The 21,813-nt window shown below is 67.6% G+C and carries 24 protein-coding genes; 18 read left to right on the top strand and 6 right to left on the bottom strand.

From position 1 onward, the window contains the following. The 4 genes from ACE3SS_RS11305 to ACE3SS_RS11290 all read left to right on the top strand — a co-directional run. Positions 1-383, top strand: a 383-nt coding sequence (locus tag ACE3SS_RS11305) for a DUF4129 domain-containing protein (RefSeq protein ID WP_374593966.1), incomplete at its 5' end; no start/stop codon positions are given. Further along, positions 380-1,639 carry a DUF4350 domain-containing protein gene (locus tag ACE3SS_RS11300; protein ID WP_374593964.1) on the top strand — a complete coding sequence of 420 codons (1,260 nt, stop codon included), beginning with the start codon at positions 380-382 and terminating at the stop codon, positions 1,637-1,639. The genes ACE3SS_RS11305 and ACE3SS_RS11300, both read left to right, overlap by 4 nt. Positions 1,640-1,677: 38 nt before the next feature. Next, on the top strand, positions 1,678-2,676 hold the full coding sequence (locus tag ACE3SS_RS11295; RefSeq protein ID WP_374593962.1) for an AAA family ATPase: 999 nt from the start codon (positions 1,678-1,680) through the stop codon (positions 2,674-2,676). Between the two features lie 46 nt (positions 2,677-2,722). Then, positions 2,723-4,081, top strand: coding sequence for a DUF58 domain-containing protein (locus ACE3SS_RS11290; protein WP_374593960.1), 1,359 nt, complete (start codon positions 2,723-2,725; stop codon positions 4,079-4,081). Between the two features lie 4 nt (positions 4,082-4,085). On the opposite strand, the gene ACE3SS_RS11285 is transcribed toward ACE3SS_RS11290, so the two are convergent. The 3 genes from ACE3SS_RS11285 to ACE3SS_RS11275 form a co-directional block, all read right to left on the bottom strand. Beyond that, positions 4,086-5,039 carry an SGNH/GDSL hydrolase family protein gene (locus ACE3SS_RS11285; protein WP_374593958.1) on the bottom strand — a complete coding sequence of 318 codons (954 nt, stop codon included), beginning with the start codon at positions 5,037-5,039 and terminating at the stop codon, positions 4,086-4,088. Positions 5,040-5,213: 174 nt separating this feature from the next. Further along, complete coding sequence (locus tag ACE3SS_RS11280; RefSeq protein WP_374593956.1) at positions 5,214-6,386, bottom strand: asparaginase; 1,173 nt, start codon at positions 6,384-6,386, stop codon at positions 5,214-5,216. A gap of 79 nt (positions 6,387-6,465) precedes the next feature. Continuing rightward, positions 6,466-7,662, bottom strand: a complete 1,197-nt coding sequence (locus ACE3SS_RS11275; protein ID WP_374593954.1) for a M20 aminoacylase family protein — start codon at positions 7,660-7,662, stop codon at positions 6,466-6,468. Between the two features lie 77 nt (positions 7,663-7,739). Between ACE3SS_RS11275 and ACE3SS_RS11270 the strand changes: the two genes are divergently transcribed. Then, on the top strand, positions 7,740-8,039 hold the full coding sequence (locus ACE3SS_RS11270; protein WP_374593952.1) for a polyhydroxyalkanoic acid system family protein: 300 nt from the start codon (positions 7,740-7,742) through the stop codon (positions 8,037-8,039). 71 nt (positions 8,040-8,110) lie between these two features. Here ACE3SS_RS11270 and ACE3SS_RS11265 read toward each other — a convergent pair whose 3' ends face one another. Continuing rightward, a complete protein-coding gene (locus ACE3SS_RS11265; RefSeq protein ID WP_374593950.1) occupies positions 8,111-8,374 on the bottom strand; it encodes an acyl-CoA-binding protein in 264 nt (87 codons plus the stop codon). Between the two features lie 247 nt (positions 8,375-8,621). Here ACE3SS_RS11265 and ACE3SS_RS11260 point away from each other — a divergent pair, with 247 nt between their 5' ends. The 12 genes from ACE3SS_RS11260 (at position 8,622) to ACE3SS_RS11205 (ending at position 18,899) form a co-directional block, all read left to right on the top strand. After that, entirely contained in the window at positions 8,622-9,563 is a 942-nt protein-coding gene (locus tag ACE3SS_RS11260) for an ABC transporter ATP-binding protein (RefSeq protein WP_374593948.1), read from the top strand. Continuing rightward, entirely contained in the window at positions 9,563-10,336 is a 774-nt protein-coding gene (locus ACE3SS_RS11255) for an ABC transporter permease (protein ID WP_374593946.1), read from the top strand. The genes ACE3SS_RS11260 and ACE3SS_RS11255 overlap by 1 nt, the downstream gene beginning before the upstream one ends. A 24-nt stretch (positions 10,337-10,360) precedes the next feature. Further along, the gene (locus tag ACE3SS_RS11250) at positions 10,361-10,642 is read left to right on the top strand and encodes a BolA family protein (protein WP_374593944.1); all 282 of its coding nucleotides are present in this window, start codon (positions 10,361-10,363) and stop codon (positions 10,640-10,642) included. 104 nt (positions 10,643-10,746) lie between these two features. Continuing rightward, entirely contained in the window at positions 10,747-12,009 is a 1,263-nt protein-coding gene (gene murA, locus ACE3SS_RS11245) for a UDP-N-acetylglucosamine 1-carboxyvinyltransferase (RefSeq protein WP_374593942.1), read from the top strand. After that, positions 12,010-12,666 (top strand): ATP phosphoribosyltransferase, encoded by a 657-nt coding sequence (gene hisG, locus ACE3SS_RS11240; protein WP_374593940.1) that lies wholly within the window; start codon positions 12,010-12,012, stop codon positions 12,664-12,666. It abuts the gene before it with no gap. A gap of 32 nt (positions 12,667-12,698) precedes the next feature. Continuing rightward, the gene (gene hisD / locus ACE3SS_RS11235) at positions 12,699-14,051 is read left to right on the top strand and encodes a histidinol dehydrogenase (RefSeq protein WP_374593938.1); all 1,353 of its coding nucleotides are present in this window, start codon (positions 12,699-12,701) and stop codon (positions 14,049-14,051) included. Between the two features lie 40 nt (positions 14,052-14,091). Then, a complete protein-coding gene (hisC, locus tag ACE3SS_RS11230; protein ID WP_374593936.1) occupies positions 14,092-15,174 on the top strand; it encodes a histidinol-phosphate transaminase in 1,083 nt (360 codons plus the stop codon). Between the two features lie 42 nt (positions 15,175-15,216). Then, positions 15,217-15,813, top strand: coding sequence for an imidazoleglycerol-phosphate dehydratase HisB (gene hisB, locus ACE3SS_RS11225; RefSeq protein ID WP_374593934.1), 597 nt, complete (start codon positions 15,217-15,219; stop codon positions 15,811-15,813). Then, positions 15,810-16,481: an imidazole glycerol phosphate synthase subunit HisH gene (hisH, locus tag ACE3SS_RS11220; protein ID WP_374593932.1), complete on the top strand. Its 672-nt coding sequence runs from the start codon at positions 15,810-15,812 to the stop codon at positions 16,479-16,481. Before hisB ends, hisH begins: the two co-directional genes overlap by 4 nt. A gap of 115 nt (positions 16,482-16,596) precedes the next feature. Continuing rightward, positions 16,597-17,343, top strand: coding sequence for a 1-(5-phosphoribosyl)-5-[(5-phosphoribosylamino)methylideneamino]imidazole-4-carboxamide isomerase (gene hisA, locus ACE3SS_RS11215; protein WP_374593930.1), 747 nt, complete (start codon positions 16,597-16,599; stop codon positions 17,341-17,343). Positions 17,344-17,360: 17 nt separating this feature from the next. Further along, positions 17,361-18,140, top strand: coding sequence for an imidazole glycerol phosphate synthase subunit HisF (hisF, locus tag ACE3SS_RS11210; protein ID WP_374593928.1), 780 nt, complete (start codon positions 17,361-17,363; stop codon positions 18,138-18,140). A gap of 162 nt (positions 18,141-18,302) precedes the next feature. Further along, positions 18,303-18,899 carry an outer membrane protein gene (locus ACE3SS_RS11205; protein ID WP_374593926.1) on the top strand — a complete coding sequence of 199 codons (597 nt, stop codon included), beginning with the start codon at positions 18,303-18,305 and terminating at the stop codon, positions 18,897-18,899. A gap of 63 nt (positions 18,900-18,962) precedes the next feature. Here ACE3SS_RS11205 and ACE3SS_RS11200 read toward each other — a convergent pair whose 3' ends face one another. After that, the gene (locus ACE3SS_RS11200; RefSeq protein ID WP_374593924.1) at positions 18,963-19,712 is read right to left on the bottom strand and encodes a Nif3-like dinuclear metal center hexameric protein; all 750 of its coding nucleotides are present in this window, start codon (positions 19,710-19,712) and stop codon (positions 18,963-18,965) included. A 32-nt stretch (positions 19,713-19,744) separates the two neighbouring features. Between ACE3SS_RS11200 and ACE3SS_RS11195 the strand changes: the two genes are divergently transcribed. Beyond that, entirely contained in the window at positions 19,745-20,938 is a 1,194-nt protein-coding gene (locus ACE3SS_RS11195; RefSeq protein ID WP_374593922.1) for a S1C family serine protease, read from the top strand. Positions 20,939-20,951: 13 nt separating this feature from the next. Here the strand turns inward: ACE3SS_RS11195 and ACE3SS_RS11190 are convergent. Then, positions 20,952-21,813, bottom strand: an 862-nt coding sequence (locus ACE3SS_RS11190) for an MATE family efflux transporter (protein ID WP_374593920.1), incomplete at its 5' end; no start/stop codon positions are given.

Raw genomic sequence — 21,813 nt, 5'->3', positions numbered from 1 at the left:
CCCGCGCCGACCGCCGGCTGGCCGATCTGCCCAGCCACGTGCGCGAGCTCGACATCCGCCCGCAAAGCCTGCCCGAACGCGTTGGCGAAGCGGCGCAGTGCCTGTGGCTGCAAGGCGCGCACCGCGAGGCGCTGTCGCTGCTCTATCGCGGCATGTTGTCGCGCCTGGTGCACGACCACGCGGTGCCCATCCGCGCCGCCAGCACCGAAGGCGAGTGCGTGCAGCTCGCGCGCGGCCACGTCGATGCCCGCTGCGGCGAGTTCGTGAGCGAGCTGGTGCAAGCCTGGCAGCTCGCCGTGTATGGCGCCCGTCTGCCCGAGGCCGCCACGGTGCTCGCGCTGTGCGAGCACTTCGAGACCCGCTTTGCAAAGGCCTCGGCATGAGCGCGACCAGGACGAGCCGCGCGACACGCTGGCTGCCGCGCGCCCTGCTGGCCGTGCTGCTCGCGGGCATCGGCTACGGGGTGCTGACGCAAACCGAGTGGGTTGACGAAGAGGTGCCCGTGCCCCGCTCGCGCGAGGTCATCGACAACGCCTTCTACGCCGTGCAGCACCTCATCGAGCGGCTGGGCGGCCGCGCGGTGAGGCAACCCAGCCTGCAGCACTGGCCGCCACAAGACGCCACCATGCTGCTGACCTCGTCGCACTGGAAGCTCTTCCCCGAGCGTCTGCCGCAGCTGAAGAACTGGGTCGAGGCAGGCGGACAACTGGTGATCCCGGCCGACCTGGCGCGCGACGACGCCTTGAGGTCGTGGCTGGGTATCCAGTCGATCGACACCGACGAGGCCGACGCCCAAGGCGTGACGCCCCCCGTGCCGGCGAGTGCCGCCGTGGACGACACGGCACCCGAATGCACCGGCACGCGCTGCCGGCGCTGGGCCCGCTACCGTGCCCTGGCGCGCTGCCACCGCATCGCCGAAACCGCCGATGCGACCCAGGCCTACTCCGAGCGGCGCAGCTTCACGGTGTGCAGCGCCAACACCCAGGTGCTGACGGCGCAGCGCGAGGTGAGCTGGCGCGTGGGCGATGCGGCGCAAACCGTGGCGCTGCGCATGCCCGTCGGGCGCGGCAGCGTGAGCGTGCTGCAGGCCCCCGCGCTGCTCAACAACGACGCGCTGTTTCGCGGCGACCACGCCTTGCTGGCCGTGGCGCTGCTACAAGTGCGGCCCGGGCACGCGGTCTGGTTCGTCGAAGACGAAGCGCGCACGCCGCTGCCCCTGCTGATCTGGAACGAAGCCCGCGTGGCCGTGCTGCTGGTGCTGCTGGCCGTGGGCGGGGCGCTGTGGCGCGGCGCCGTCCGCTTCGGCCCGCTGATGGCGCCGGCCCCGCTGGGGCGACGCTCGATGGCCGAGCAAGTGCGCGGCACCGCGCAATTCTTGTGGCAACGCGACCCCGCCGCCCTGCATGCCGCGCAGCTGCGCGCCCTGCATGAAGTGGCCGAGCCCCGCTTGCGCGGCTACGCCCGTCAAGGCGCGGCCGAGCGCGCCGCCGCGCTGGCCCGCGCCACCGGACTCGACGAGCCGGCGCTGGCACAAGCCCTCGACACCCGCCGCAACCGCACGCCGGCCCACCTCGCCGCCACGCTCAACCTGCTCGAATCCGCGCGTCGCCGGCTGCGGCTGCGGCGCGCCGCCGACTGATCCCCTCACCGAATCGCTCGCCCCCCAAGGACCCCGCCATGCACATCAAACCCGAAGACCTCACGCGCGCCGCCGAGATCCTCCAAGCCTTGAAGCAAGAAATCGGCAAGGCCGTGGTCGGCCAAGGCGAGGCCGTCGATCAGACCCTGATCGCCCTCGTGGCCTCGGGCCATGTGCTGATCGAAGGCGTGCCCGGCCTGGGCAAGACGCTGCTGGCGCGCGCGCTGGCCAAGACGCTCACGCTGCAATACGCCCGCGTGCAGTTCACGCCCGACCTGATGCCGTCCGACATCACCGGGCACACCGTTCTCGACCCCGCCGCGCGCGGCGAGGCCGGGTCGCCCTTTGGCGCGCTGCGCGTGCAACGCGGCCCGGTCTTCACCAACCTGCTGCTGACCGACGAGATCAACCGCGCGCCGGCCAAGACGCAAAGCGCGCTGCTCGAAGTGATGCAGGAATACCAGGTCACCCTCGACGGGCAGACACTCGCCCTGCCGCGCCCCTTCATGGTGATCGCCACGCAAAACCCGATCGAGACCGAAGGCACCTACCCGCTGCCCGAAGCCCAGCTCGACCGCTTTCTGTTCAAGATCAACGTCGGCTACCCCACGCACGACGAAGAAACCGCCATCGTGCGCCGCACGACCGAGCAGCAGACCGGCGACCAGCTGCCGCTCGACGCCCTCGCCGCGCGGCTCGACGAGCGCATGGTCACCAGCCTGCAGAAGATGGTGGCGTTCATCCGGGTGGACGAGCGCGTGGCCGACTACGCCGTACGCATCATGCGCGCCACCCGAGGCTGGCCCGGCCTGGCCAGCGGCGCGGGGCCACGCGGCGCCATCGCCCTGGTGCGCGCGGCCCGCGCCACGGCCTTGCTGCAGGCCCGCGATTTCGTCACGCCCGACGACATCAAGCAGCACGCGCTGCCCGCCCTGCGCCATCGCGTGCTGCTCGCACCCGACGCCCAGCTAGAAGGCCGGCAGGTGGACGAGTTGCTGAGCGACGCGCTCAACAGCGTCGACGCCCCGCGCCTGTGAGCCCGGCGCCTCCCCCGACCCCGCCCCGCCACGCACCCGTTCCGCCATGCGTCTGCCCCTCGTCCCCACCCCGCTCAGCATTGCCGCGCTGACCGGCTTGGCCGCGTGCAGCGTGCTGGCGTTGAGCGCCGGGGTGCCGCACGCCACCGTCGCCATCGCCGCCGCCGCCGTGCTGCTGGCCGCGCTGGCCTGGGCCGCGTGGGACGTCTGGCGCAGCGCTCACGCCTGGCGCGAAGCCCCCCCGCAATGGCAACGCCCCCTGCCCCTTGCGCTGGCCCTGGGCGTGCGCCGCACGGTCACCGTCACGCTGGTCAACCCCGGCCCGCAAACTTGGCAGATCGAGCTGTTCGACGACCTCGGCGGCTCGCTCGACTTCGAGGGCCTGCCGCGCCGCGAGCCCTTGCCGCCCCGCGCACAACTCGCGGTGCGCTACCACGTTACCCCGCGCCAGCGCGGCCGCGCCGAGTTCGGCCCCACGCAATTGCGCGTGCGTACCCTGGGCGGCAGCTTCGACCTGCTGCGCTCGCTCGGCACGGCCCAGGTCGTGCAGGTCTACCCCAACTTCGCCGCGGTGGCGCGCTACGCCTGGCTGGCGGGCGACCGACGCCTCACCGAGATCGGCGTCAAGACCGTTACCCAGCGCGGCGCGGGCACCGACTTCAAGCAGTTGTCCGACTACCAGGTGGGCGACCCGATCCGCCACATCGACTGGCGCGCCTCGCTGCGCCACCACCGCCCGGTGGTGCGCGAATTTCAAGACGAGCGCGACCAGCGCGTGCTCTTTCTGCTCGACTGCGGTCGCCGCATGCGCGCCGACGAGGGCCAGCCCGGCACCGGCGGCAGCCACTTCGACCAGGCCCTGAACGCCTTGATGCTGATGGCCTACGTGGCGCTGAAAGAGGGCGATGAAGTCGGCGCCATGACCTTCGGCCTGCCACCGGGGCAAGCGCGCCACTTCGCGCCGCGCAAGGGCATGGCCACGCTGAACGCGATGATGGCGCGGCTGCACGACATCGAACCCTGCGCCAACCATGCCGACTACGTGCAGGCGGCGCAGGCCCTGCTCAAGGCGCACCCGAAGCGGGCACTGGTGGTGGTGTTGACGAACTTTCGCGACGAGGACGCCGCCGAGCTCAAGCCCGCCCTGCACCTGCTGCGCCGGCGGCATCTGGTGCTGGTGTCGAGCCTGCGCGAACGGGTGCTGCGCGAGGTGGGCGAGCAAGCCTTGAGCAGCAGCCGCGACGCGGTGGAAGCCGCCACCGCGCATCTCTTCGAGCAATCACGCCGCGATGCCTTTCGCCGCGTGACCGGGCACGATGCCCTGTCGGTCGATGTGGAACCCGCGCAACTGGCCGTCGCGCTGGTCAACCAGTATCACGCGGTCAAGCGCGCCGGACTGCTGTAGCCGCTCAGGCGTTGCGCGCGCCGCGCCGCCGCTTCGCCCCCAGCGCCAACACCGACACCCCCGCCATCATCAGCAACCAGCTGCCGGGCTCAGGCACGGCCGCGGCCGCGGCGAATGCAGCGCCCAGCACCTCGTGCGACGCCGCGGTCGGGTGGACGCCGTCCCAGAACAGGTATTGCTCCGGGTTGCCGCAGACCGTCTGGGCCGACGAGTTGAAACACGAGTCGGTCACATCGAACCCCTGCGCCGCCCGGGCGTCGATCTGAGCGTGCAAGAAGCTGTAGCTGTCGAACGTCTGGATGTGGATGCCCGTCAACGTCGAGCTGAGCGTCTGCAGGTTGGCGCTCAGCAGGCTGTTGAAACTGTTGGAGTCCGCGGTGGCCACGGCCGCGTAACCCGGATGCGCCGCATTCGCCGCGCGCGCCGACGGCGTCACACCCAAGTCCGGCATCAGCGGCACGAAGAAGTCGCGCGCGCCGAGGTTGTACAAACTGGTGATGTCGGCCTTCAGGTTGTTGGCCGCCGTGGTGGCCGTGGCAGGCGACAACATGGCATTGCCGGCGAAAAAGTCGTTCGGCCCGCCCCAAACGAAATACAGCGCCGACGAATCGGTCGTGGCCCTCGCCGAGGCCAAGCCGGCGCCGTACCGGGCGATCTGCCCCTGGATGCCCGTGCCATTGAGGAAGGTGCCGGCCACGTTGCCGGTGCCGGTCTGCCCGCCGCCGTAGGCGTAATCGGTCAGACCCAAGCCCATTTGGCGCGCCATGACCTCGACTGCCGTGATGCCGTTCGAGAACCGCCCTTGGTAATACGGCTCACCGGGCGACCCCACCAGTGCCAGCAGGTTGCCGTTGTCGGACAGGCTGTCGCCGAACGCGATGATCTGCGAATAAGCCTGGGCGGACCCGCTGTAGGCGACGGAGGACAAGGCAAGCAATCCGCCTGCGACATGGTGCATGAGCTTCAACTTCAGTTCCTTTCTGGCAAAGGGATGGACTCGAATTCGTCAGCGATTGAGATCGCGCAACAGGTGTATACAGCCCGTTACGAAATAGCCTGTCAGGGCTAACACGCAAAGTTGCGACCTCCCCCCCCGAGGCGAGGGCCCCCTGGGGGAAACACGGCTTATGGCTCAAGAAATTTCGCCCGCCACGCTGTCTTGCATCAGCTGCTCGATCACCAGCGACGGCCAGGGGTGCTGGCCGCGATCGCGCAAGGCCAGCAACACCGTGAGTTTGGCCAGCGCCGCCATCGGGGTCATGTCGCGCAGGCCGATCACCCCCGCCTCGCCGAGCCACGATCCCGAGGCGTAGGTGCGCGCGTCCACCGTGCCGGCCAGCACCTGCGTGGTGTCCACGATCACCACGCCACGCTCCCGCGCTTGCAGCAGTTGCCGGAACAAGGGGCTGTTCAACGGCGCTTGCGGCGCACCCGACGGGAAGTTGCCCGCGCCGAACGCCTGCAGCACCACCCCACTGACACCGACCTTCAAGATCGCCTCCAGCATGGCCGCGTGCAAACCGCCCTCGGGCCCGCTCACCGCCGGAAAGGCCGGCAGCACCGCCACGCGGGCCTGCGGCACGCGCTGCGCGGCATGGTCGAGCTGGGCCGCCACCCGCGCGCACACATCGGGGTTGTCGAGCGAGCGCTCCAGCGTGATCGAGGGGTACCACACCGACGCGTTCATCGCCCAGTTGGCCCCGCACGTCGCCAGCGGCGGATGGTTGGGGCTGGCAAAGGCATCGAACCCGGCCGTCTGCACCTTGACCGCACGGTTGCCGCGCAACAGCTGGTGGTTGAAGTAGACCCCCACCTCGGGCAGACCCAGGTCGATCGCCTCGATCGCGCCGCACACGTTGGCCAGCGCGTCGGTATGCCCGGCCAGCACCACCGTGCTCGGCCCGGTCTGTTGAAAGAGCGGCCGTTGCGCGCCCGTCACGATCACCGGCTTGCTCAGCACCGATTCGGCGACGCCCTCCAGGTTGAACGAGGTCAGCAGGAAGGACAGCGCGGCGGCGCTCCAGGCCAGCGTGTCGGTGCCATGCAGCACCACGAAGGCATCGACGTGGTGGTAATTGAGCAAGATGGCCCGGGCCTGACGCACCCAATCGAGCGGGGTGGCATCGGTGCTGTCGAGCACCGGGCCAAAGGGCACGAAGTACAGGCTGATGCCCGGCTGCGCGGCTTGCAGCATCGGCTCGACGTGCGCGCGAAACGCCACCTCGAACAAGGCCTCGCTCATCGGCCGCAGGGGGCTGCCCACGCAACCGATAGTGCCGCCGGTGTAAACGATGCCGATCTTCATGCTGGATTGCGCTGCAAGCGTGTGAGAGCCATGCGGTCGATGATACGGGGGGCCTTTGCCCCGAGAACGCCGAGAACGATCAGCCAGCTGGCTGCGCGAGCCAGCGCCGCGCCAGGCTCACCCACAGCGCCGCGCCCAGCGGAATCAACTCGTCGTTGAAGTCGTAGCTGGGGTTGTGCAGCATGCAGGGCCCCAGCCCGTGGCCACCCTCGCGGTGCGTGCCGTCGCCGTTGCCGATCACGAAATAGGCGCCGGGCTTGTGCTGCAAGAAGTAGCTGAAGTCCTCGGCGCCCATCGTGGGCTCGAACTTGTGCACGTTCTCGGCCCCCACCAAGTCCACCATGGTCTGCCGCACGAAGCTCACCTCGGCCGCGTGGTTGACGGTGGGCGGGTAGTTGCGCGAGAACTCGAAATCGCACTCCGCCTCAAAGCTGGCGCACAAGCCGCGCGCGATCTCGCTCATGCGGCGCTCGATAAGGTCGAGCACCTCGGTGGTGAAGGTGCGCACCGTGCCCTGCAACTCGCAGCTCTCGGGGACCACATTGGTCGCCTCGCCGGCATGGATCATCGTCACCGAGATGACGCCGGTGTCGATGGGCTTGACGTTGCGCGTCAGGATGGTCTGAAAGGCCTGCACCATCTGGCAGGCGATGGGCACCGGGTCGATGCCCAGATGCGGCATGGCGCCGTGCGAGCCCTTGCCACGGATCGTGATCTTGAATTCGTTGCTGGAGGCAAAACACGGCCCGCTCTTGATGGCGAACTGCCCCGCCGCCATCCCCGGCCAGTTGTGCATGCCGAAGATCGCGTCCATCGGGAAGCGCTCGAACAGGCCGTCGCGGATCATCTCGCGCGCCCCGCCGCCGCCTTCTTCGGCCGGCTGGAAGATCACGTAGACCTTGCCGGCGAAGTCGCGCGTCGCCGCCAGATGCTGAGCTGCCGCCAGCAGCATCGCGACGTGGCCGTCGTGCCCGCAGGCGTGCATGCGGCCATGGTGCTTGCTGGCGTGCGCGAACTGGTTGTGCTCGGTCATCGGCAGGGCATCGATGTCGGCGCGCAAGCCCACGGCGCGCGGGCCGGGCCGGCCTTCGATCACGCCCACCACGCCCGTCTTGCCCAGACCGCAGAAAACCGGGATGCCCCAGCTCGACAAGGCACGCTCGACCACCTCGGCCGTGCGGTGCTCTTCAAAGCACAGCTCAGGGTGGGCATGGATGTCCCGCCGGATGGCTTGCATGGCGGGAGCGGCAGTGCGCAGCGAATCCAGAATCGACATGGATTTGATCTTACCCGTGTGCCACACTCTCGGCTTCCGAATGCCACTGGACGGACACGACAAAGAGGAGCTGCATCATGGCCGACATTCACATCCGACGCGAACACACCCTGGGCCTGGACAAAGCCCGCGAACTGGCCACCCAATGGATCGACGGCGCCAGCAAGAAAATGGGCCTGACCTGCCAGCATCAGCCCGGCGATCAGCAAGACCTGATCAAGTTCGAGCGCTCGGGCGTCGAAGGCCAGATGGTCGTGTCGGCCAATGCCTTCGAGCTGACCGCCAAGCTCGGCATGATGATGAAGCCGCTCAAGGGCATGATCGAAGGCGAGATCGACAAGAACCTGCAAAAGCTGCTGGAACGCGGCGCGGCTTGATCGCCCCGCACCGCCAGACAAACGACAAAGGGGCCCGCGGGCCCCTTTGTCGTTCAGCGCACGCCCGCTACTCAAGCCTGGGGCTTGAGCGACTGGATCAACGCGATGTAGTCGTTCATGGCCTGCTCGGGTGCCCGCCCCTTGAGCTCGTGCCAGGCGTCCCACTTGGCGCGATTCACGAAGTCCGAGAAGCCCGGGCGCGAACCCGAAGCGTCGCCCGACGTGGCTTGCTTGAACAGCGAATAGATCTTCAACAGAGTCTGGTTGTCGGGCTTGGCGGACAACTGCTTGGACTCGGCAACGGCTTGCTCGAAACGAGCTTGTAGGTCGGACATCTGAAACCTCTCGTACAACGGAAAACGCGAACTCACGCGTCAGAGCTGCGGGCAAGCCGACTTCCGACGCGGCAGGCAGTGTACCCAGGGGGCCGCATCTGTCAGCCGATATCCACCCCGCGCCTGAGGGCCGCAATTTCACTATCCGGGCAAGCCCCCGGGTGGCCGAGCTGCAACGCCCCGCCTCGGCACGAGATCAAGGCGTTTTCTACAATCGGCGCTTTCGCCACGCTGCCCCCGCCTTCTCATGCCCGCTGCCGCACCGGCTGCCCGCGCAGACCACGCCGCCGTTTCGTTCCGCCAGGTCACCAAGCACTTTTCAACATCCAGAGGGCCGTTTCACGCCTTGCAAGGCGTGAGCTTCGACATCCAGCCCGGTGAGTTCTTCGCCCTGCTGGGCCCCAACGGCGCCGGCAAGACCACGCTGATCAGCATCCTCGCCGGTCTGGCTCGTGCCAGCAGCGGGCAAGTGAGCGTCAATGGGCTCGACGTGGTGGCCGACTACGCCCAGGCGCGTCGCCAGTTGGGCATCGTGCCGCAAGAGCTGGTGTTCGACCCGTTCTTCTCGGTGCGCGAGATGCTGCGCATTCAAAGCGGCTACTTCGGCATCCACCACAACGATGCCTGGATCGACGAGCTGCTGTCCGAGCTCGGCCTGGCGGACAAGGCCGATGCCAACATGCGCCAGCTCTCGGGCGGCATGAAACGCCGCGTGCTGGTGGCGCAGGCCCTGGTGCACCGCCCGCCCGTGATCGTGCTCGACGAGCCCACCGCCGGGGTCGACGTGGAACTGCGCCAGACCCTGTGGCAATTCATCAGCCGCCTCAACCGCGCAGGCCACACCGTGCTGCTGACCACGCACTACCTCGAAGAGGCCGAGGCGCTGTGCAGCCGCATCGCCATGCTCAAGCAAGGCCGCATCGTGGCGCTCGACGACACCTCGGCGCTGCTCGCCAGTGCCGCCCACACCATGCTGCGCTTCAAGCTCGACCAGCCCCTGCCACCCGCGCTGGCCGCCCAGGCCCGCGTCACCGGCCGTATCGTGCAATTGCCCGCCCACGACGCCGCCGAGGTCGAAGCCCTGCTGGCTGCCCTGCGCCAAGCCGGCTGCCAGCCGCAAGACCTGGAGATCGGCCGCCCCGACCTCGAAGACGTGTTCGTCGACGTGATGCAAGCGGAGGGCCGGTAATGTCGTCGCCAACCGCTTTCGCCGGCACCCTGCCCCTGCTGCGCAAGGAGCTGCTGCGCTTCTGGAAGGTCAGCTTCCAGACCATTGCCGCGCCGGTGCTCACCGCCGTGCTGTATCTGCTGATCTTCGGCCACGTGCTCGAGGACCACGTCAAGGTCTACAACCAGCTCGGCTACACGCAGTTCCTCATCCCAGGCCTGGTGATGATGAGCGTGCTGCAGAACGCCTTTGCCAACAGCTCGTCGTCGCTGATCCAGAGCAAGATCACCGGCAACCTTGTCTTCCTGCTGGTGACGCCGCTGTCGCACTGGGCCTGGTTCACCGCCTACGTCGGCGCGGCCCTGGCCCGCGGGCTGATGGTCGGCACCGGGGTGTTCGCCGTGACCGCCTGGTTCGGCCTGCCGCCGATCAGCCAGCCGCTGTGGATCCTGACCTTCGCGCTGCTGGGCGGCGCGCTGCTCGGGGCGCTGGGCCTGATCGCCGGACTGTGGGCCGAGAAGTTCGACCAGATGGCCGCCTTCCAGAACTTCATCATCGTGCCGATGACCTTTCTGGCCGGGGTGTTCTATTCGGTGCACTCGCTGCCGCCGTTCTGGCTGGGCGCGTCCAAGCTCAACCCCTTCTTCTACCTGGTCGACGGCTTCCGCCACGGCTTCTTCGGCGTCAGCGACGTCTCGCCCTGGACGAGCCTGACCGTGGTCAGCCTGGCATTCGTGGGCGTCTCGGCGCTGGCGCTCGGCTTGCTAAAGTCCGGCTACAAACTGCGGCATTGAGCCGGCCTTAAAATCGCACCCACTATGGCTGACCCCACCCCCCAAGAAGTCGAACAGTACATTGCCCAGGCCTTGCCCTGCGCGCATCTGCAGGTGGAGGGCGACGGCCGGCATTTCTTCGCGACCATCGTCTCCGCCGAATTCGACGGGCTCAGCCGCATCAAGCGCCACCAGCGTGTCTACCAGGCCCTGGGCGATAGAATGCGCGAGCAGATCCACGCCCTGTCGATGAAGACCTTGACGCCCGCCGAGTGGGCCGCCAGCCCCGCCACCCCGGGCGCCGCCGCCACCCACCATCACCACTGATTGCCCGCCGCCTGCCTGGCGCGCGGTCGGCCGATGACGCCTCGCGACCCTGGCACCGCGCGGCACCGGCAGACGGCGATTCGGGCTGGCTCAACCCTTTCGCCATGGACAAACTCCTTATCCGCGGTGGCCGCCGTCTCTCCGGCGAGCTGACCATCTCCGGCGCCAAGAACGCCGCGCTGCCCGAGCTGTGCGCCGCGCTGCTCGTGGCCGAGCCGGTGGCATTCGTCAACGTCCCCAACCTGCAGGACGTGCGCACCACGCTCAAGCTGCTGGCCAACATGGGCCTGCAGGCCGACGCCGACCTCGAAGCCGGCCGCCTGACGCTCAACGCCGGGCCGGTCGCCAACCCCGAAGCGCCCTACGAGCTGGTCAAGACCATGCGCGCGTCCATCCTGGTGCTGGGCCCGCTGCTGGCGCGCTTCGGCCAGGCCAAGGTCTCGCTGCCAGGCGGCTGTGCCATCGGCTCGCGCCCGGTGGACCAGCACATCAAGGGCCTGCAGGCCATGGGAGCGGACATCGTCGTCGAGCACGGCTACATCGTCGCCAAGGCCAGCCGCCTCAAGGGCGCCCGCATCACGACGGACATGGTCACCGTGACCGGCACCGAAAACCTGCTGATGGCAGCCACGTTGGCCGAGGGCGAGACCATTCTCGAAAACGCCGCGCAGGAGCCCGAGATCCCCGACCTGGCCGAGTTGCTGATCGCCATGGGCGCGCAGATCGAAGGCCACGGCACCAGCCGCATCCGCATCCAGGGCGTGAAGCAGTTGCACGCGCCCAAGACGCCGCACCGCATCATCCCGGACCGCATCGAGACCGGCACTTTCCTGTGCGCGGTGGCGGCGGCCGGCGGTGATGTCCTGCTCAAGAACACCCGCGCCGACCACCTCGACGCCGTGATCGAGAAGCTGCGCGAAGCCGGCGCCACCATCGAGGCCGGCGCCGATCACATCCGCGTCCAGTCGAATGGCCGGCTGCGTTCGGTGGGCTTCCGTACCAGCGAGTACCCGGCCTTCCCGACCGACATGCAGGCGCAATTCATGGCGCTCGATTGCGTGGCCGAAGGCTCGGCGCGCATCAGCGAGACCATCTTCGAAAACCGCTTCATGCACGTCAACGAGCTGGTGCGCCTGGGCGCCAGGATCGAGGTCGATGGTCACACGGCCGTGGTGCATGGCGTCGAGAAGCTGTCGGGCGCCACGGTGATGGCTACCGACCTGCGCGCCTCGGCCAGCCTCGTCATCGCCGGCCTGGTGGCCGAGGGCGAGACCACCGTCGAGCGCATCTACCACCTCGACCGCGGCTACGACCGCATGGAAGCCAAGCTCAAGAGCGTGGGCGCCGACATCGAAAGACTCAAATAAATGACCACGGCTGACACCATCACGCTGGCCCTCTCGAAAGGCCGCATCTTCGAAGAGACCCTGCCGCTGCTCAAGGCCGCCGGCATCGAGGTGACCGAAGACCCCGAGAAGAGCCGCAAGCTCATCCTGCCCACCAATCGCCCCGACGTGCGTGTGGTGCTGGTGCGCGCCACCGACGTGCCGACCTACGTGGAGCACGGCGGCGCCGACCTCGGCGTGGCCGGCAAGGACGTGCTGCTGGAACATGAAGGCCAAGGCCTGTACCAGCCGCTCGACCTCAACATCGCTCGCTGCCGCATGAGCGTGGCCGTGCGCGCCGACTTCGACTACGCCGGCGTCGTCAAGCAAGGCTCGCGCATCCGCGTGGCCACCAAGTACGTCAACATCGCCCGCGATCACTTCGCCAACAAAGGCGTGCACGTCGACATCATCAAGCTCTACGGCTCGATGGAACTCGCACCGCTGACCGGCTTGGCTGACGCCATCGTCGATCTGGTCTCGACCGGCAACACGCTCAAGGCCAACAAGCTGGTCGAGGTGGAGCCGATCATGGACATCTCGTCGCGCCTGGTGGTGAACCAGGCCTCGCTCAAGCTCAAGCGCGAGCCGATCCGCCAGCTGATCGCCGCGTTCGAGTCCGCCATCCCCAAAAACTGAGCCCCGACAGACCGCCCCACCGGACCCGCGCCATGACCGTCTCGATCCGCCACCTCGCCACCACGCAAGCCGACTTCGAAGCCGAATTCCAGCGCGTGCTGCATTGGTCGGCCGAAACCGACAGCGCGATCGAGGAACGCGTGGCGGCGATCCTGGCCGACGTGAAAACGCGTGGCGATGCGGCGGTGCTCGAATACACGCAGCGCTTCGACGGCCTGGCCGCCAGTGGCATGCCAGCGCTGGAGCTGGGGCAAGACGAGCTGCAGGCCGCGCTCAAGGCCATCCCCGCTGAACAACGCGCCGCGCTCGAAGCCGCAGCACGCCGTGTCCGCGCCTATCACGTGCGCCAGCTCGAAGCCTGCGGCCGCTCGTGGAGCTACCGCGACGAAGACGGGACGCTGCTCGGCCAGAAGGTGACGCCGCTCGATCGCGTCGGCATCTACGTGCCGGGCGGCAAGGCGGCGTATCCGTCGAGCGTGCTGATGAACGCCATCCCGGCCCACGTGGCGGGCGTGCCCGAAATCATCATGGTCGTGCCGACGCCAGCCCGCAGGGATGGCATCTCGTCCAAGGACTCGAAGGGCGAACGCAACCAGCTCGTGCTGGCCGCGGCCGCCGTGGCCGGTGTGACGCGCGCCTTCACCGTCGGCGGCGCGCAAGCCGTGGCCGCGCTGGCCTACGGCACCGCCACCGTGCCCAAGGTCGACAAGATCACCGGCCCCGGCAACGCCTACGTGGCGAGCGCCAAGAAGCATGTGTTCGGCACCGTGGGCATCGACATGATCGCCGGCCCGAGCGAAATTTTGGTGCTGGCCGACGGCACCACGCCGCCCGACTGGGTGGCGATGGACCTGTTCAGCCAGGCCGAGCACGACGAGCTGGCGCAGAGCATCCTGCTGTGCCCCGACGCCGGCTACATCGCCCAGGTGCAAGCCGCCATCGACCGCCTGCTGCCGTCGCAATCGCGCGCGGCGATCATCCGCGCCTCGCTCGAAGGCCGCGGCGCGCTGATCCACACGCGCTCGATGGACGAAGCCTGCGCCATCAGCAACCGCATCGCGCCCGAGCATCTCGAGGTTTCGTCGAACGATCCGCACAAGTGGGAGCCGCTGCTCAAGCACGCTGGCGCGATCTTCCTCGGCGCCTACACGAGCGAAAGCCTGGGCGACTACTGCGCCGGCCCGAACCACGTGCTGCCCACCTCGGGCACCGCGCGCTTCTCGTCGCCACTGGGCGTGTACGACTTTCAAAAGCGCAGCAGCCTGATCGAGGTGAGCGAAGCCGGCGCGCAGACGCTGGGCGGCATCGCCTCGGTACTGGCGCATGGCGAAGGCCTGCAGGCGCATGCGCAGGCCGCCGAGTTCCGCCTGAAGACGCCGCGCTGACGCACCCACACTCAACGAGACACTTTGACGAGACACCTTGATGAGCCGCTACTGGAGTGAGATCGTCCAGACCCTGACGCCCTACGTGCCGGGCGAGCAGCCGAAGATCGACGGGCTGGTGAAACTCAACACCAACGAGTGCCCCTACGGCCCGAGCGAGGCCGTGCTGAAGGCCATCGCCGAGCACAGCGGCGACGCGCTGCGCCTCTACCCTGACCCACAAGCCAGTGCGCTGAAGGCGGCAATAGCCCGCTACCACGGGCTGGAACCGGCGCAGGTGTTCGTCGGCAACGGCTCGGACGAAGTGCTGGCGCATGTCTTCATGGGGCTGCTCAAGCACCCGGCGCCGCTGCTCTATCCGGACATCAGCTACAGCTTCTACCCGGTCTACGCCAAGCTCTACGGCATCACGGCCAAAGAGGTTCCGCTGGCCGACGACTTCTCGCTGCGGGTCGATGACCTCCTGCAGGCCGGCCCCAACGGCGGCATCATCTTCCCCAACCCCAACGCGCCCACGGGCATCGCCCTGCCGCGCGCCGAGATCGAGCGCCTGCTGCGCGGCAACCCGAACTCGGTGGTGGTGGTCGATGAGGCCTACGTCGACTTCGGCGGCGAAACGGCCGCGACGCTGGTCAACCAATATCCGCAACTGCTGGTGGTACGCACGCTGTCGAAGTCTCGCGCGCTGGCCGGTTTGCGCGTGGGCTATGCCGTGGGCCACCCCGATCTGATCGAAGCCCTGACCCGCGTGAAGGACAGCTTCAACTCCTACCCGCTCGACCGCCTGGCCATTGCCGGCGGCGTGGCGGCGATGGACGACGTGGCCTGGTTCGAGCAGACCTGCCAGCGCGTCATCGCCACGCGCGAGCGCATGGTGACGGGCCTGCAAGCGCTGGGCTTCGACGTGCTGCCCTCGGCCGCCAACTTCGTCTTCGCCCGCCTGCCCGGCCGCGATGGCGCCGAGCTGGCCGCCGCCCTGCGCGAACGCAAGGTGCTGGTGCGCCACTTCCGTCGCCCCGAGCGCATTGCCCCCTTCCTGCGCATCAGCGTGGGCACCGACGAGCAGACCGATGCGCTGCTCGCCGCCCTGAACGATGCATTGCGCGCTACGCTAGCGCCCTGACGCCGTCCACTTCAAGCAGCTCATCCCTTCAAGGCCCGAAGCATGACCACCCCCCGCGTTGCCGAAGTCACCCGCAACACCAACGAAACGCAGATCACCGTGCGCGTCAACCTTGACGGCACCGGCGTCGCCAAGCTGGCCACCGGCATCGGCTTCTTCGACCACATGCTCGACCAGATCGCGCGCCATGGCCTGATCGACCTCGACATCGACGCCAAGGGCGATCTGCACATCGATGGCCACCACACGGTCGAAGACGTCGGCATCACGCTGGGCCAGGCTGTGGCCCTGGCCGTCGGCGACAAGAAGGGCCTGCGCCGCTACGGCCACGCCTATGTGCCGCTCGACGAAGCGCTGTCGCGCGTGGTGGTCGATTTCTCGGGCCGCCCGGGGCTGCAGATGCACGTGCCCTTCAAGGCCGGCATGATCGGCGCGTTCGACACGCAACTGGCCTTCGAGTTCTTCCAGGGCTTCGTGAACCACGCTGGCGTGACGCTGCACATCGACAACCTGCGCGGCGAGAACGCCCACCACCAGTGCGAGACCGTCTTCAAGGCCTTCGCCCGCGCGCTGCGTGCCGCGCTCGAAATCGACCCGCGCATGGCTGGGGTCATCCCGTCCACCAAAGGTGCCCTGTGAGCCGCAAAGTCGCCGTCATCGACTACGGCATGGGCAACCTGCGCTCGGTGTCGCAAGCGGTGATCCATGCCGCGCAAGATCAGAGCATCGAAGTCATCGTTACGGCCGACCCCGCCGTGGTGCGCGCCGCCGAGCGTGTCGTGCTGCCCGGCCAAGGTGCCATGCGCGACTGCATGCGCGAGTTGCGCGAGGCCCATGGCGGCGAGCTGCTGGCCGCCGTGCTCGACGCCGCCGCCAACAAGCCGCTGATGGGCGTGTGCGTGGGCATGCAGATGCTGCTCGACCACAGCGAAGAGCAAGACACGCCCGCGCTGGGGCTGATCCCCGGCAACGTGCTGCGCTTTCGGCTCGACGGCCAGTTGCAACCCGACGGCAGCCGCTACAAGGTGCCGCAGATGGGCTGGAACCGCGTCGAGCAGGTCCGCCAGGCGGACGGCAGCGTCCACCCGGTCTGGGCCGGCGTGCCCGATGGCAGCTACTTCTACTTCGTGCACAGCTACTACGCCCAACTGCACAATCCGGCACACGGCGCGGGGCTCACCGACTACGGCGTGCGCTTTACCTGTGCCGTGGCCCGCGATAACATTTTTGCCACCCAGTTCCACCCCGAGAAAAGCGCGCAACACGGCTTGGCCCTGTATCGCAACTTCCTGTCCTGGCAACCATGAGTCCCGACGCCCCCGGCGTGTGTCTCGCCGCTGGCAAGCTGCCCAGCGCCGTGCCGTGTGCATGAACGACCGGCCCGGTCATCGCCCCTCTTTTACACCACACCACACTCCCAACATGCTGCTGATCCCAGCCATCGACCTGAAAGACGGTCAGTGCGTGCGCCTCAAGCAAGGCGACATGAATGTTTCCACCACCTTCGGCGAAGACCCGGCCGCCATGGCGCGTCGGTGGCTCGATGCCGGGGCGCGGCGCCTGCACCTGGTCGACCTGAACGGCGCCTTTGCGGGCAAGCCGGTCAACGAGTCGGCGATCAAGGCCATCCTCAAGGAAGTGGGTGACGACATCCCCGTGCAACTGGGCGGCGGCATTCGCGATCTCGACACCATCGAGCGCTACCTGGACGACGGCATCAGCTACGTCATCATCGGCACGGCGGCGGTCAAGAACCCGGGATTCCTGAAAGACGCCTGTTCGGCCTTCGGCGGCCACATCATCGTGGGCCTGGACGCCAAGGACGGCAAGGTCGCCACCGACGGCTGGAGCAAGCTCACGGGCCATGAGGTCGTCGACCTGGCCAAGAAGTTCGAAGACTACGGCGTCGAGGGCGTGATCTACACCGACATCGGCCGCGACGGCATGCTCAGCGGCATCAACATCGAAGCCACCGTGAAGCTGGCGCAGGCGCTGAGCATCCCGGTCATCGCCTCGGGCGGCCTGAGCAACCTGGCCGACATCGAAGCGCTGTGCGCCGTCGAGCGCGAAGGCGTCGAGGGCGTGATCTGCGGCCGCTCGATCTACACCGGCGATCTCGATTTCGCCGCCGGGCAGGCCCGCGCCGACGCCCTCAACGGCGCAGCCTGATCGCCACCCGCACCGTCATGCTGGCCAAACGCATCATCCCCTGCCTCGACGTCACCGGCGGCCGAGTCGTCAAGGGCGTCAACTTCGTCGAGCTGCGCGATGCCGGCGACCCGGTTGAAATCGCCGCGCGCTACAACGACCAGGGCGCCGACGAACTCACCTTTCTCGACATCACCGCCACCTCCGACGGGCGCGACCTGATCCTGCACATCATCGAGGCCGTCGCCAGCCAGGTGTTCATTCCGCTCACCGTGGGCGGCGGCGTGCGCTCGGTTGACGACGTGCGCCGCCTGCTCAACGCGGGTGCCGACAAGGTCAGCTTCAATTCGGCCGCCGTGGCCAACCCGCAGGTGATCCGCGATGCGTCCGACAAATACGGCTCGCAGTGCATCGTGGTGGCCATCGACGCCAAGAAGCGCCAGGGCGACGACCTCGCCGCGCGCGGCCCGGGCTGGGACGTCTACACCCACGGCGGGCGCAAGAACGTCGGGCTCGACGCGGTGGCCTGGGCCAAACAGATGGCCGACTTCGGCGCCGGCGAGATCCTGCTGACCAGCATGGACCGCGACGGCACCAAAATTGGCTTTGATCTCGCACTCACCCGCGCGGTCAGTGATGCCATCCCCGTGCCCGTGATTGCCTCGGGTGGCGTGGGTGCGCTGGAGCATTTGTCCGAAGGCATCCAGCAAGGCGGCGCCGATGCGGTGCTGGCAGCGAGCATCTTCCATTACGGCGAATTCACCGTGGGCCAGGCCAAGGCCCTGATGGCGCAGCACGGCATACCTGTGCGCTTGTAGCCACATCCAGCCGGTCACTAGGTAAATAAACGGCAAATTGGCTGCAAAAGCGGGTTTGATTGCTCTTTGCCGCGATATTTGCTGTGCTAATGTTTCGCCGATATTCAAATTGCGTGCTGCGCAATATGCCTGCAACATCGCATTCATCCTGAGAGGAAAACGATGATGATGAAGACTTTGATTTCGGTAGCAACAACTGCCCTGTTTTGCGTTACCGCCCACGCCAACGGAGAAAGGTTCTACATTCAGGCCAACGCCGGATCAACCAGTTCAGACATGAGTTCGTGCGTTTCTGGCCGATCTGGCACCACCGAAATAGCGGACTGCCAAATCAAGGGTAAAGCAGGCAAATTGCTGGCCGGGTACCGAGTGATGCCCCACTTCGCCCTCGAGGCATCGTATTGGAAGTACGGCACTGAGCACGCCGAAGACAGCGTCGGCCAAGTAGATGCCAAATTGACCGCATTTGGCCTGGGTGGCGCTCTGCATTTCGACATTTCTGACGATTGGGCTGGTGTGGCGCGCTTCGGTTTTGCACGCATTAAAACCAAAACCACCACACTTGACAACGGCGCCGCGAGTTGGGTGCCCTTTGCCTCAGACAGCCACGCCAAATACTATGCAGGTGTCGGCGTTAGTTATGCGGTAACCCCGATGTTCCGTCTGCATGGCGACTTCGATTACTCCAAGGTTCGTTCTGAGGTCTACGCTGAACACGGCCTGCGCATGCTCTCGCTGGGTGGTTCTGTCAACTTCTGACTCTTGCTTCAACACACCCCAACAGCCAGCCTTCGCGCTGGCTGTTTTGTTTTGGGCGCCCCGTCAAGCCGGGTTGTCGATCTCGATGAAACGGTGCTCCAGCCCGAACCGTTCGGCCATGTGCACGCCCAGCGCCGGCGCGCCGTAACGTTCGGTGGCGTGATGCCCGCAGGCCAGAAAGGCCACCCCGGTTTCACGCGCCAAATGCGCCTGCGGCTCCGAGATCTCGCCCGTGATGAACGCGTCGGCCCCCGCCGCGATGGCCGACTCGAAATAGCCTTGCGCCCCGCCGCTGCACCACGCCACGCGCCGCAAACGTCGGCCATCGCCAGCCACCGCCGTCACGCTCCGCCCCAGCCGCTGCTCGATGTGTGCGCGCAACCCGGCCACGTCGAGAGGCTGAGGCAGGGCCCCGATGAAGCCCAGTTCCTGCTCGCCGAATTGCGCATCCGCCCCCCACCCCAGTTGCAGACCCAGCTGCGCGTTGTTGCCCAGCTGGGCGTGGGCGTCGAGCGGCAAGTGATAGGCAAAGAGGTTGATGTCGTGCTGCAGCAAGGCTTGCAGGCGCTGCTTCATCCAGCCCACCACGCGCCCGTCCTGGCCACGCCAGAACAGGCCGTGATGCACGACGATGGCATCGGCCTGCGCTTCGATGGCGGCCTCGATCAAGGCCAGGCTCGCGGTGACACCGCTGACGATGCGGCGGATCTCGCCGCGCCCCTCGACCTGCAGGCCGTTCGGCCCATAATCCCGAAAGCGCCCCACGTCCAGCAGGGTGGCGAGGTAGTTCTCCAGCTCGGCGCGGCTCGTCACGGTGTGGTCTCCTTTGCTTTGACTGCGTCCCTATGCGCAAACTCTGGTTGATTTTCTCGCAGGCCGTCACGGTCTCGCTCGCGGCCTATTTCGTCATCGCCACGCTCAAGCCGCAATGGCTGGCCGCCCCGAGTCTGCGCAACCCCGCTACGGCCTTGTCCATCCAGATGGCGCCAAAGATGGTCGGCCCAGCAGCTGCCAGCGCGCCACACGTCGGCTTCAGCGAGGCCGCCAAGGCCGCGGCCCCCGCCGTGGTGAGCGTTGTCACCAGCAAGTCGGCGCCGCGTCATCTGCGGCGCTCCGACCCCTGGTTTCGCTTCTTCTTCGGCGACCGCGAATCCGGCGCCGCACAGCCGCAGACGGGCATCGGCTCGGGCGTGATCGTCGCCACCGAGGGCTACGTGCTGACCAACAACCACGTGGTCGCGCAGATGGACGATATCGAGGTCATGCTGACGGACGGCCGCCAGGCTCGCGCCAAGGTCATCGGCACCGACCCCGAAACCGACATCGCGGTGCTCAAGATCGATCTCGACAAATTGCCCGTCATCACCTTCGGCGACTCGAACGCGCTAGAAGTGGGCGATGTGGTGCTGGCCATCGGCAACCCGTTCGGCGTGGGCCAGACGGTCACCTCTGGCATCGTCAGTGCCGTGGGCCGCAACCAGCTGGGCATCAACACCTTCGAGAACTTCATCCAGACTGACGCGGCCATCAACCCCGGCAACTCGGGCGGCGCGCTGGTCGACGCCAATGGCCACCTGATGGGCATCAACTCGGCCATCTACTCGCGTTCGGGCGGCAACATGGGCATCGGCTTCGCCATCCCGGTGTCCACAGCCCGCATGGTGATGGAGAGCCTGATCCGCGAAGGCCAGGTCACGCGCGGCTGGATCGGCGTGGAGCCGCGCGACTTGAGCCCCGAGATCGCGCAGACCTTCGCGGTCAACGCCCGCCATGGTGTGCTGATCACCGGCGTGCTGCAAGGCGGGCCGGCGGCAAGCGGCGGTATCAAGCCCGGCGACGTGGTGACCCGCGTGGGCGACGCGCAGGTCGAGAACACCGCGCAGTTGCTGAGTACCGTGGCTGCGTTGCGGCCGCAATCGCGTGTGCGCATCAGCGTGTTCCGCGCGGGCAAGCCGGTCGATGTGGACGTGGTGGTGGGTCAACGCCCACGCCCGGCCGGCACGATGCCGTCCGACCTGCAACCCGAAGAAGAACCCTGACCGTGAGGCACGGCTACGCGGCGGACGGCACTTGCTCGGCGTGGCGACGTGCCACTTGGCGCAGCGCCACAACCAGGGCCAACGCCACGGCCAGCACCCCCACCAGCAAGCCGACCCAGTAGCCGTACACGCCCAGCGGCCCCCGCCCCGACGCGGCCCAGTCGTGCCGCGCCAACCGCGTGCCGAGCGGAATCGAGATCAGCCAATACGCGCCCGCCACGACCAGCATCGGCACCAGCGTGACGCGGTAGCCGCGCAGAGCCCCGGCCGCGCACACCTGAGTCGAGTCGGCCACATACCAGGCTGCGGTGAACAACATCAGGTTCGCCACCACGTGCTGCACGGCGGCGTCGGGCGAATACACGGCCGCGATGCCCTCGCGCCCGAGCACGATCAGCGGCGTCATCACCAGACCCAGCATCAACGCCAGCAGCATGCCGCTCCAGGCGATGAAACGAGCCTCGCGCGCCCGCCCCGCCCCCAACGCCTGACCGACGCGGATCGACAACGCCGCCGAGAGCCCGGCCGGCAACATGTACATGATGGCCGTGAAATTGAGCGCCGACTGGTGCGCCGCGATCACGGTCGGCCCCATCGAGCCGATCAGCAAGGCCACTCCGGTGAAAGCCGCCACCTCGGCCAGCGCCGAGCCGCCCATGGGCAGACCAATGCGCAGCAGACGCAGCAAGCTCGTCCGGCGTGGCCCGGTCCAGCCGCGAAACAGCCGATAGGCGCGATAAGGCGCGGCCCACGCCACGTGCGCCGCCATCAGCACGAAGCTGATCCACATGCCGATGCCGCTGGCCCAGCCGCACCCCGCGCCCCCCAGCACGGGCACCCCGCCCCAACCAAAAATGAAGCCCGCGTTGAGCAGC

Origin of the sequence: Aquabacterium sp., assembly GCF_041915145.1 — a bacterium.
Classification (GTDB): domain Bacteria; phylum Pseudomonadota; class Gammaproteobacteria; order Burkholderiales; family Burkholderiaceae_C; genus Aquabacterium.
The sequence above is the reverse complement of the archived record's forward strand: the minus strand, read 5'-3'. Positions and strand labels throughout refer to the sequence as shown.

Excerpts from the sequence above, each read along its gene's own strand:
- ACE3SS_RS11290 (WP_374593960.1), top strand. The coding sequence starts at position 2,723 with ATGCGTCTGCCCCTCGTCCCCACCCCGCTCAGCATTGCCGCGCTGACC.
- ACE3SS_RS11270 (WP_374593952.1), top strand. The coding sequence starts at position 7,740 with ATGGCCGACATTCACATCCGACGCGAACACACCCTGGGCCTGGACAAA.
- hisA (WP_374593930.1), top strand. The coding sequence starts at position 16,597 with ATGCTGCTGATCCCAGCCATCGACCTGAAAGACGGTCAGTGCGTGCGC.
- hisG (WP_374593940.1), top strand. The coding sequence starts at position 12,010 with ATGACCACGGCTGACACCATCACGCTGGCCCTCTCGAAAGGCCGCATC.
- ACE3SS_RS11265 (WP_374593950.1), bottom strand. The coding sequence starts at position 8,374 with ATGTCCGACCTACAAGCTCGTTTCGAGCAAGCCGTTGCCGAGTCCAAG.
- ACE3SS_RS11300 (WP_374593964.1), top strand. The coding sequence starts at position 380 with ATGAGCGCGACCAGGACGAGCCGCGCGACACGCTGGCTGCCGCGCGCC.
- hisD (WP_374593938.1), top strand. The coding sequence starts at position 12,699 with ATGACCGTCTCGATCCGCCACCTCGCCACCACGCAAGCCGACTTCGAA.
- ACE3SS_RS11205 (WP_374593926.1), top strand. The coding sequence starts at position 18,303 with ATGATGATGAAGACTTTGATTTCGGTAGCAACAACTGCCCTGTTTTGC.
- ACE3SS_RS11255 (WP_374593946.1), top strand. The coding sequence starts at position 9,563 with ATGTCGTCGCCAACCGCTTTCGCCGGCACCCTGCCCCTGCTGCGCAAG.
- murA (WP_374593942.1), top strand. The coding sequence starts at position 10,747 with ATGGACAAACTCCTTATCCGCGGTGGCCGCCGTCTCTCCGGCGAGCTG.
- hisB (WP_374593934.1), top strand. The coding sequence starts at position 15,217 with ATGACCACCCCCCGCGTTGCCGAAGTCACCCGCAACACCAACGAAACG.
- ACE3SS_RS11295 (WP_374593962.1), top strand. The coding sequence starts at position 1,678 with ATGCACATCAAACCCGAAGACCTCACGCGCGCCGCCGAGATCCTCCAA.
- hisC (WP_374593936.1), top strand. The coding sequence starts at position 14,092 with ATGAGCCGCTACTGGAGTGAGATCGTCCAGACCCTGACGCCCTACGTG.
- ACE3SS_RS11250 (WP_374593944.1), top strand. The coding sequence starts at position 10,361 with ATGGCTGACCCCACCCCCCAAGAAGTCGAACAGTACATTGCCCAGGCC.
- ACE3SS_RS11195 (WP_374593922.1), top strand. The coding sequence starts at position 19,745 with ATGCGCAAACTCTGGTTGATTTTCTCGCAGGCCGTCACGGTCTCGCTC.
- hisF (WP_374593928.1), top strand. The coding sequence starts at position 17,361 with ATGCTGGCCAAACGCATCATCCCCTGCCTCGACGTCACCGGCGGCCGA.
- ACE3SS_RS11275 (WP_374593954.1), bottom strand. The coding sequence starts at position 7,662 with ATGTCGATTCTGGATTCGCTGCGCACTGCCGCTCCCGCCATGCAAGCC.
- ACE3SS_RS11280 (WP_374593956.1), bottom strand. The coding sequence starts at position 6,386 with ATGAAGATCGGCATCGTTTACACCGGCGGCACTATCGGTTGCGTGGGC.
- ACE3SS_RS11260 (WP_374593948.1), top strand. The coding sequence starts at position 8,622 with ATGCCCGCTGCCGCACCGGCTGCCCGCGCAGACCACGCCGCCGTTTCG.
- ACE3SS_RS11285 (WP_374593958.1), bottom strand. The coding sequence starts at position 5,039 with ATGCACCATGTCGCAGGCGGATTGCTTGCCTTGTCCTCCGTCGCCTAC.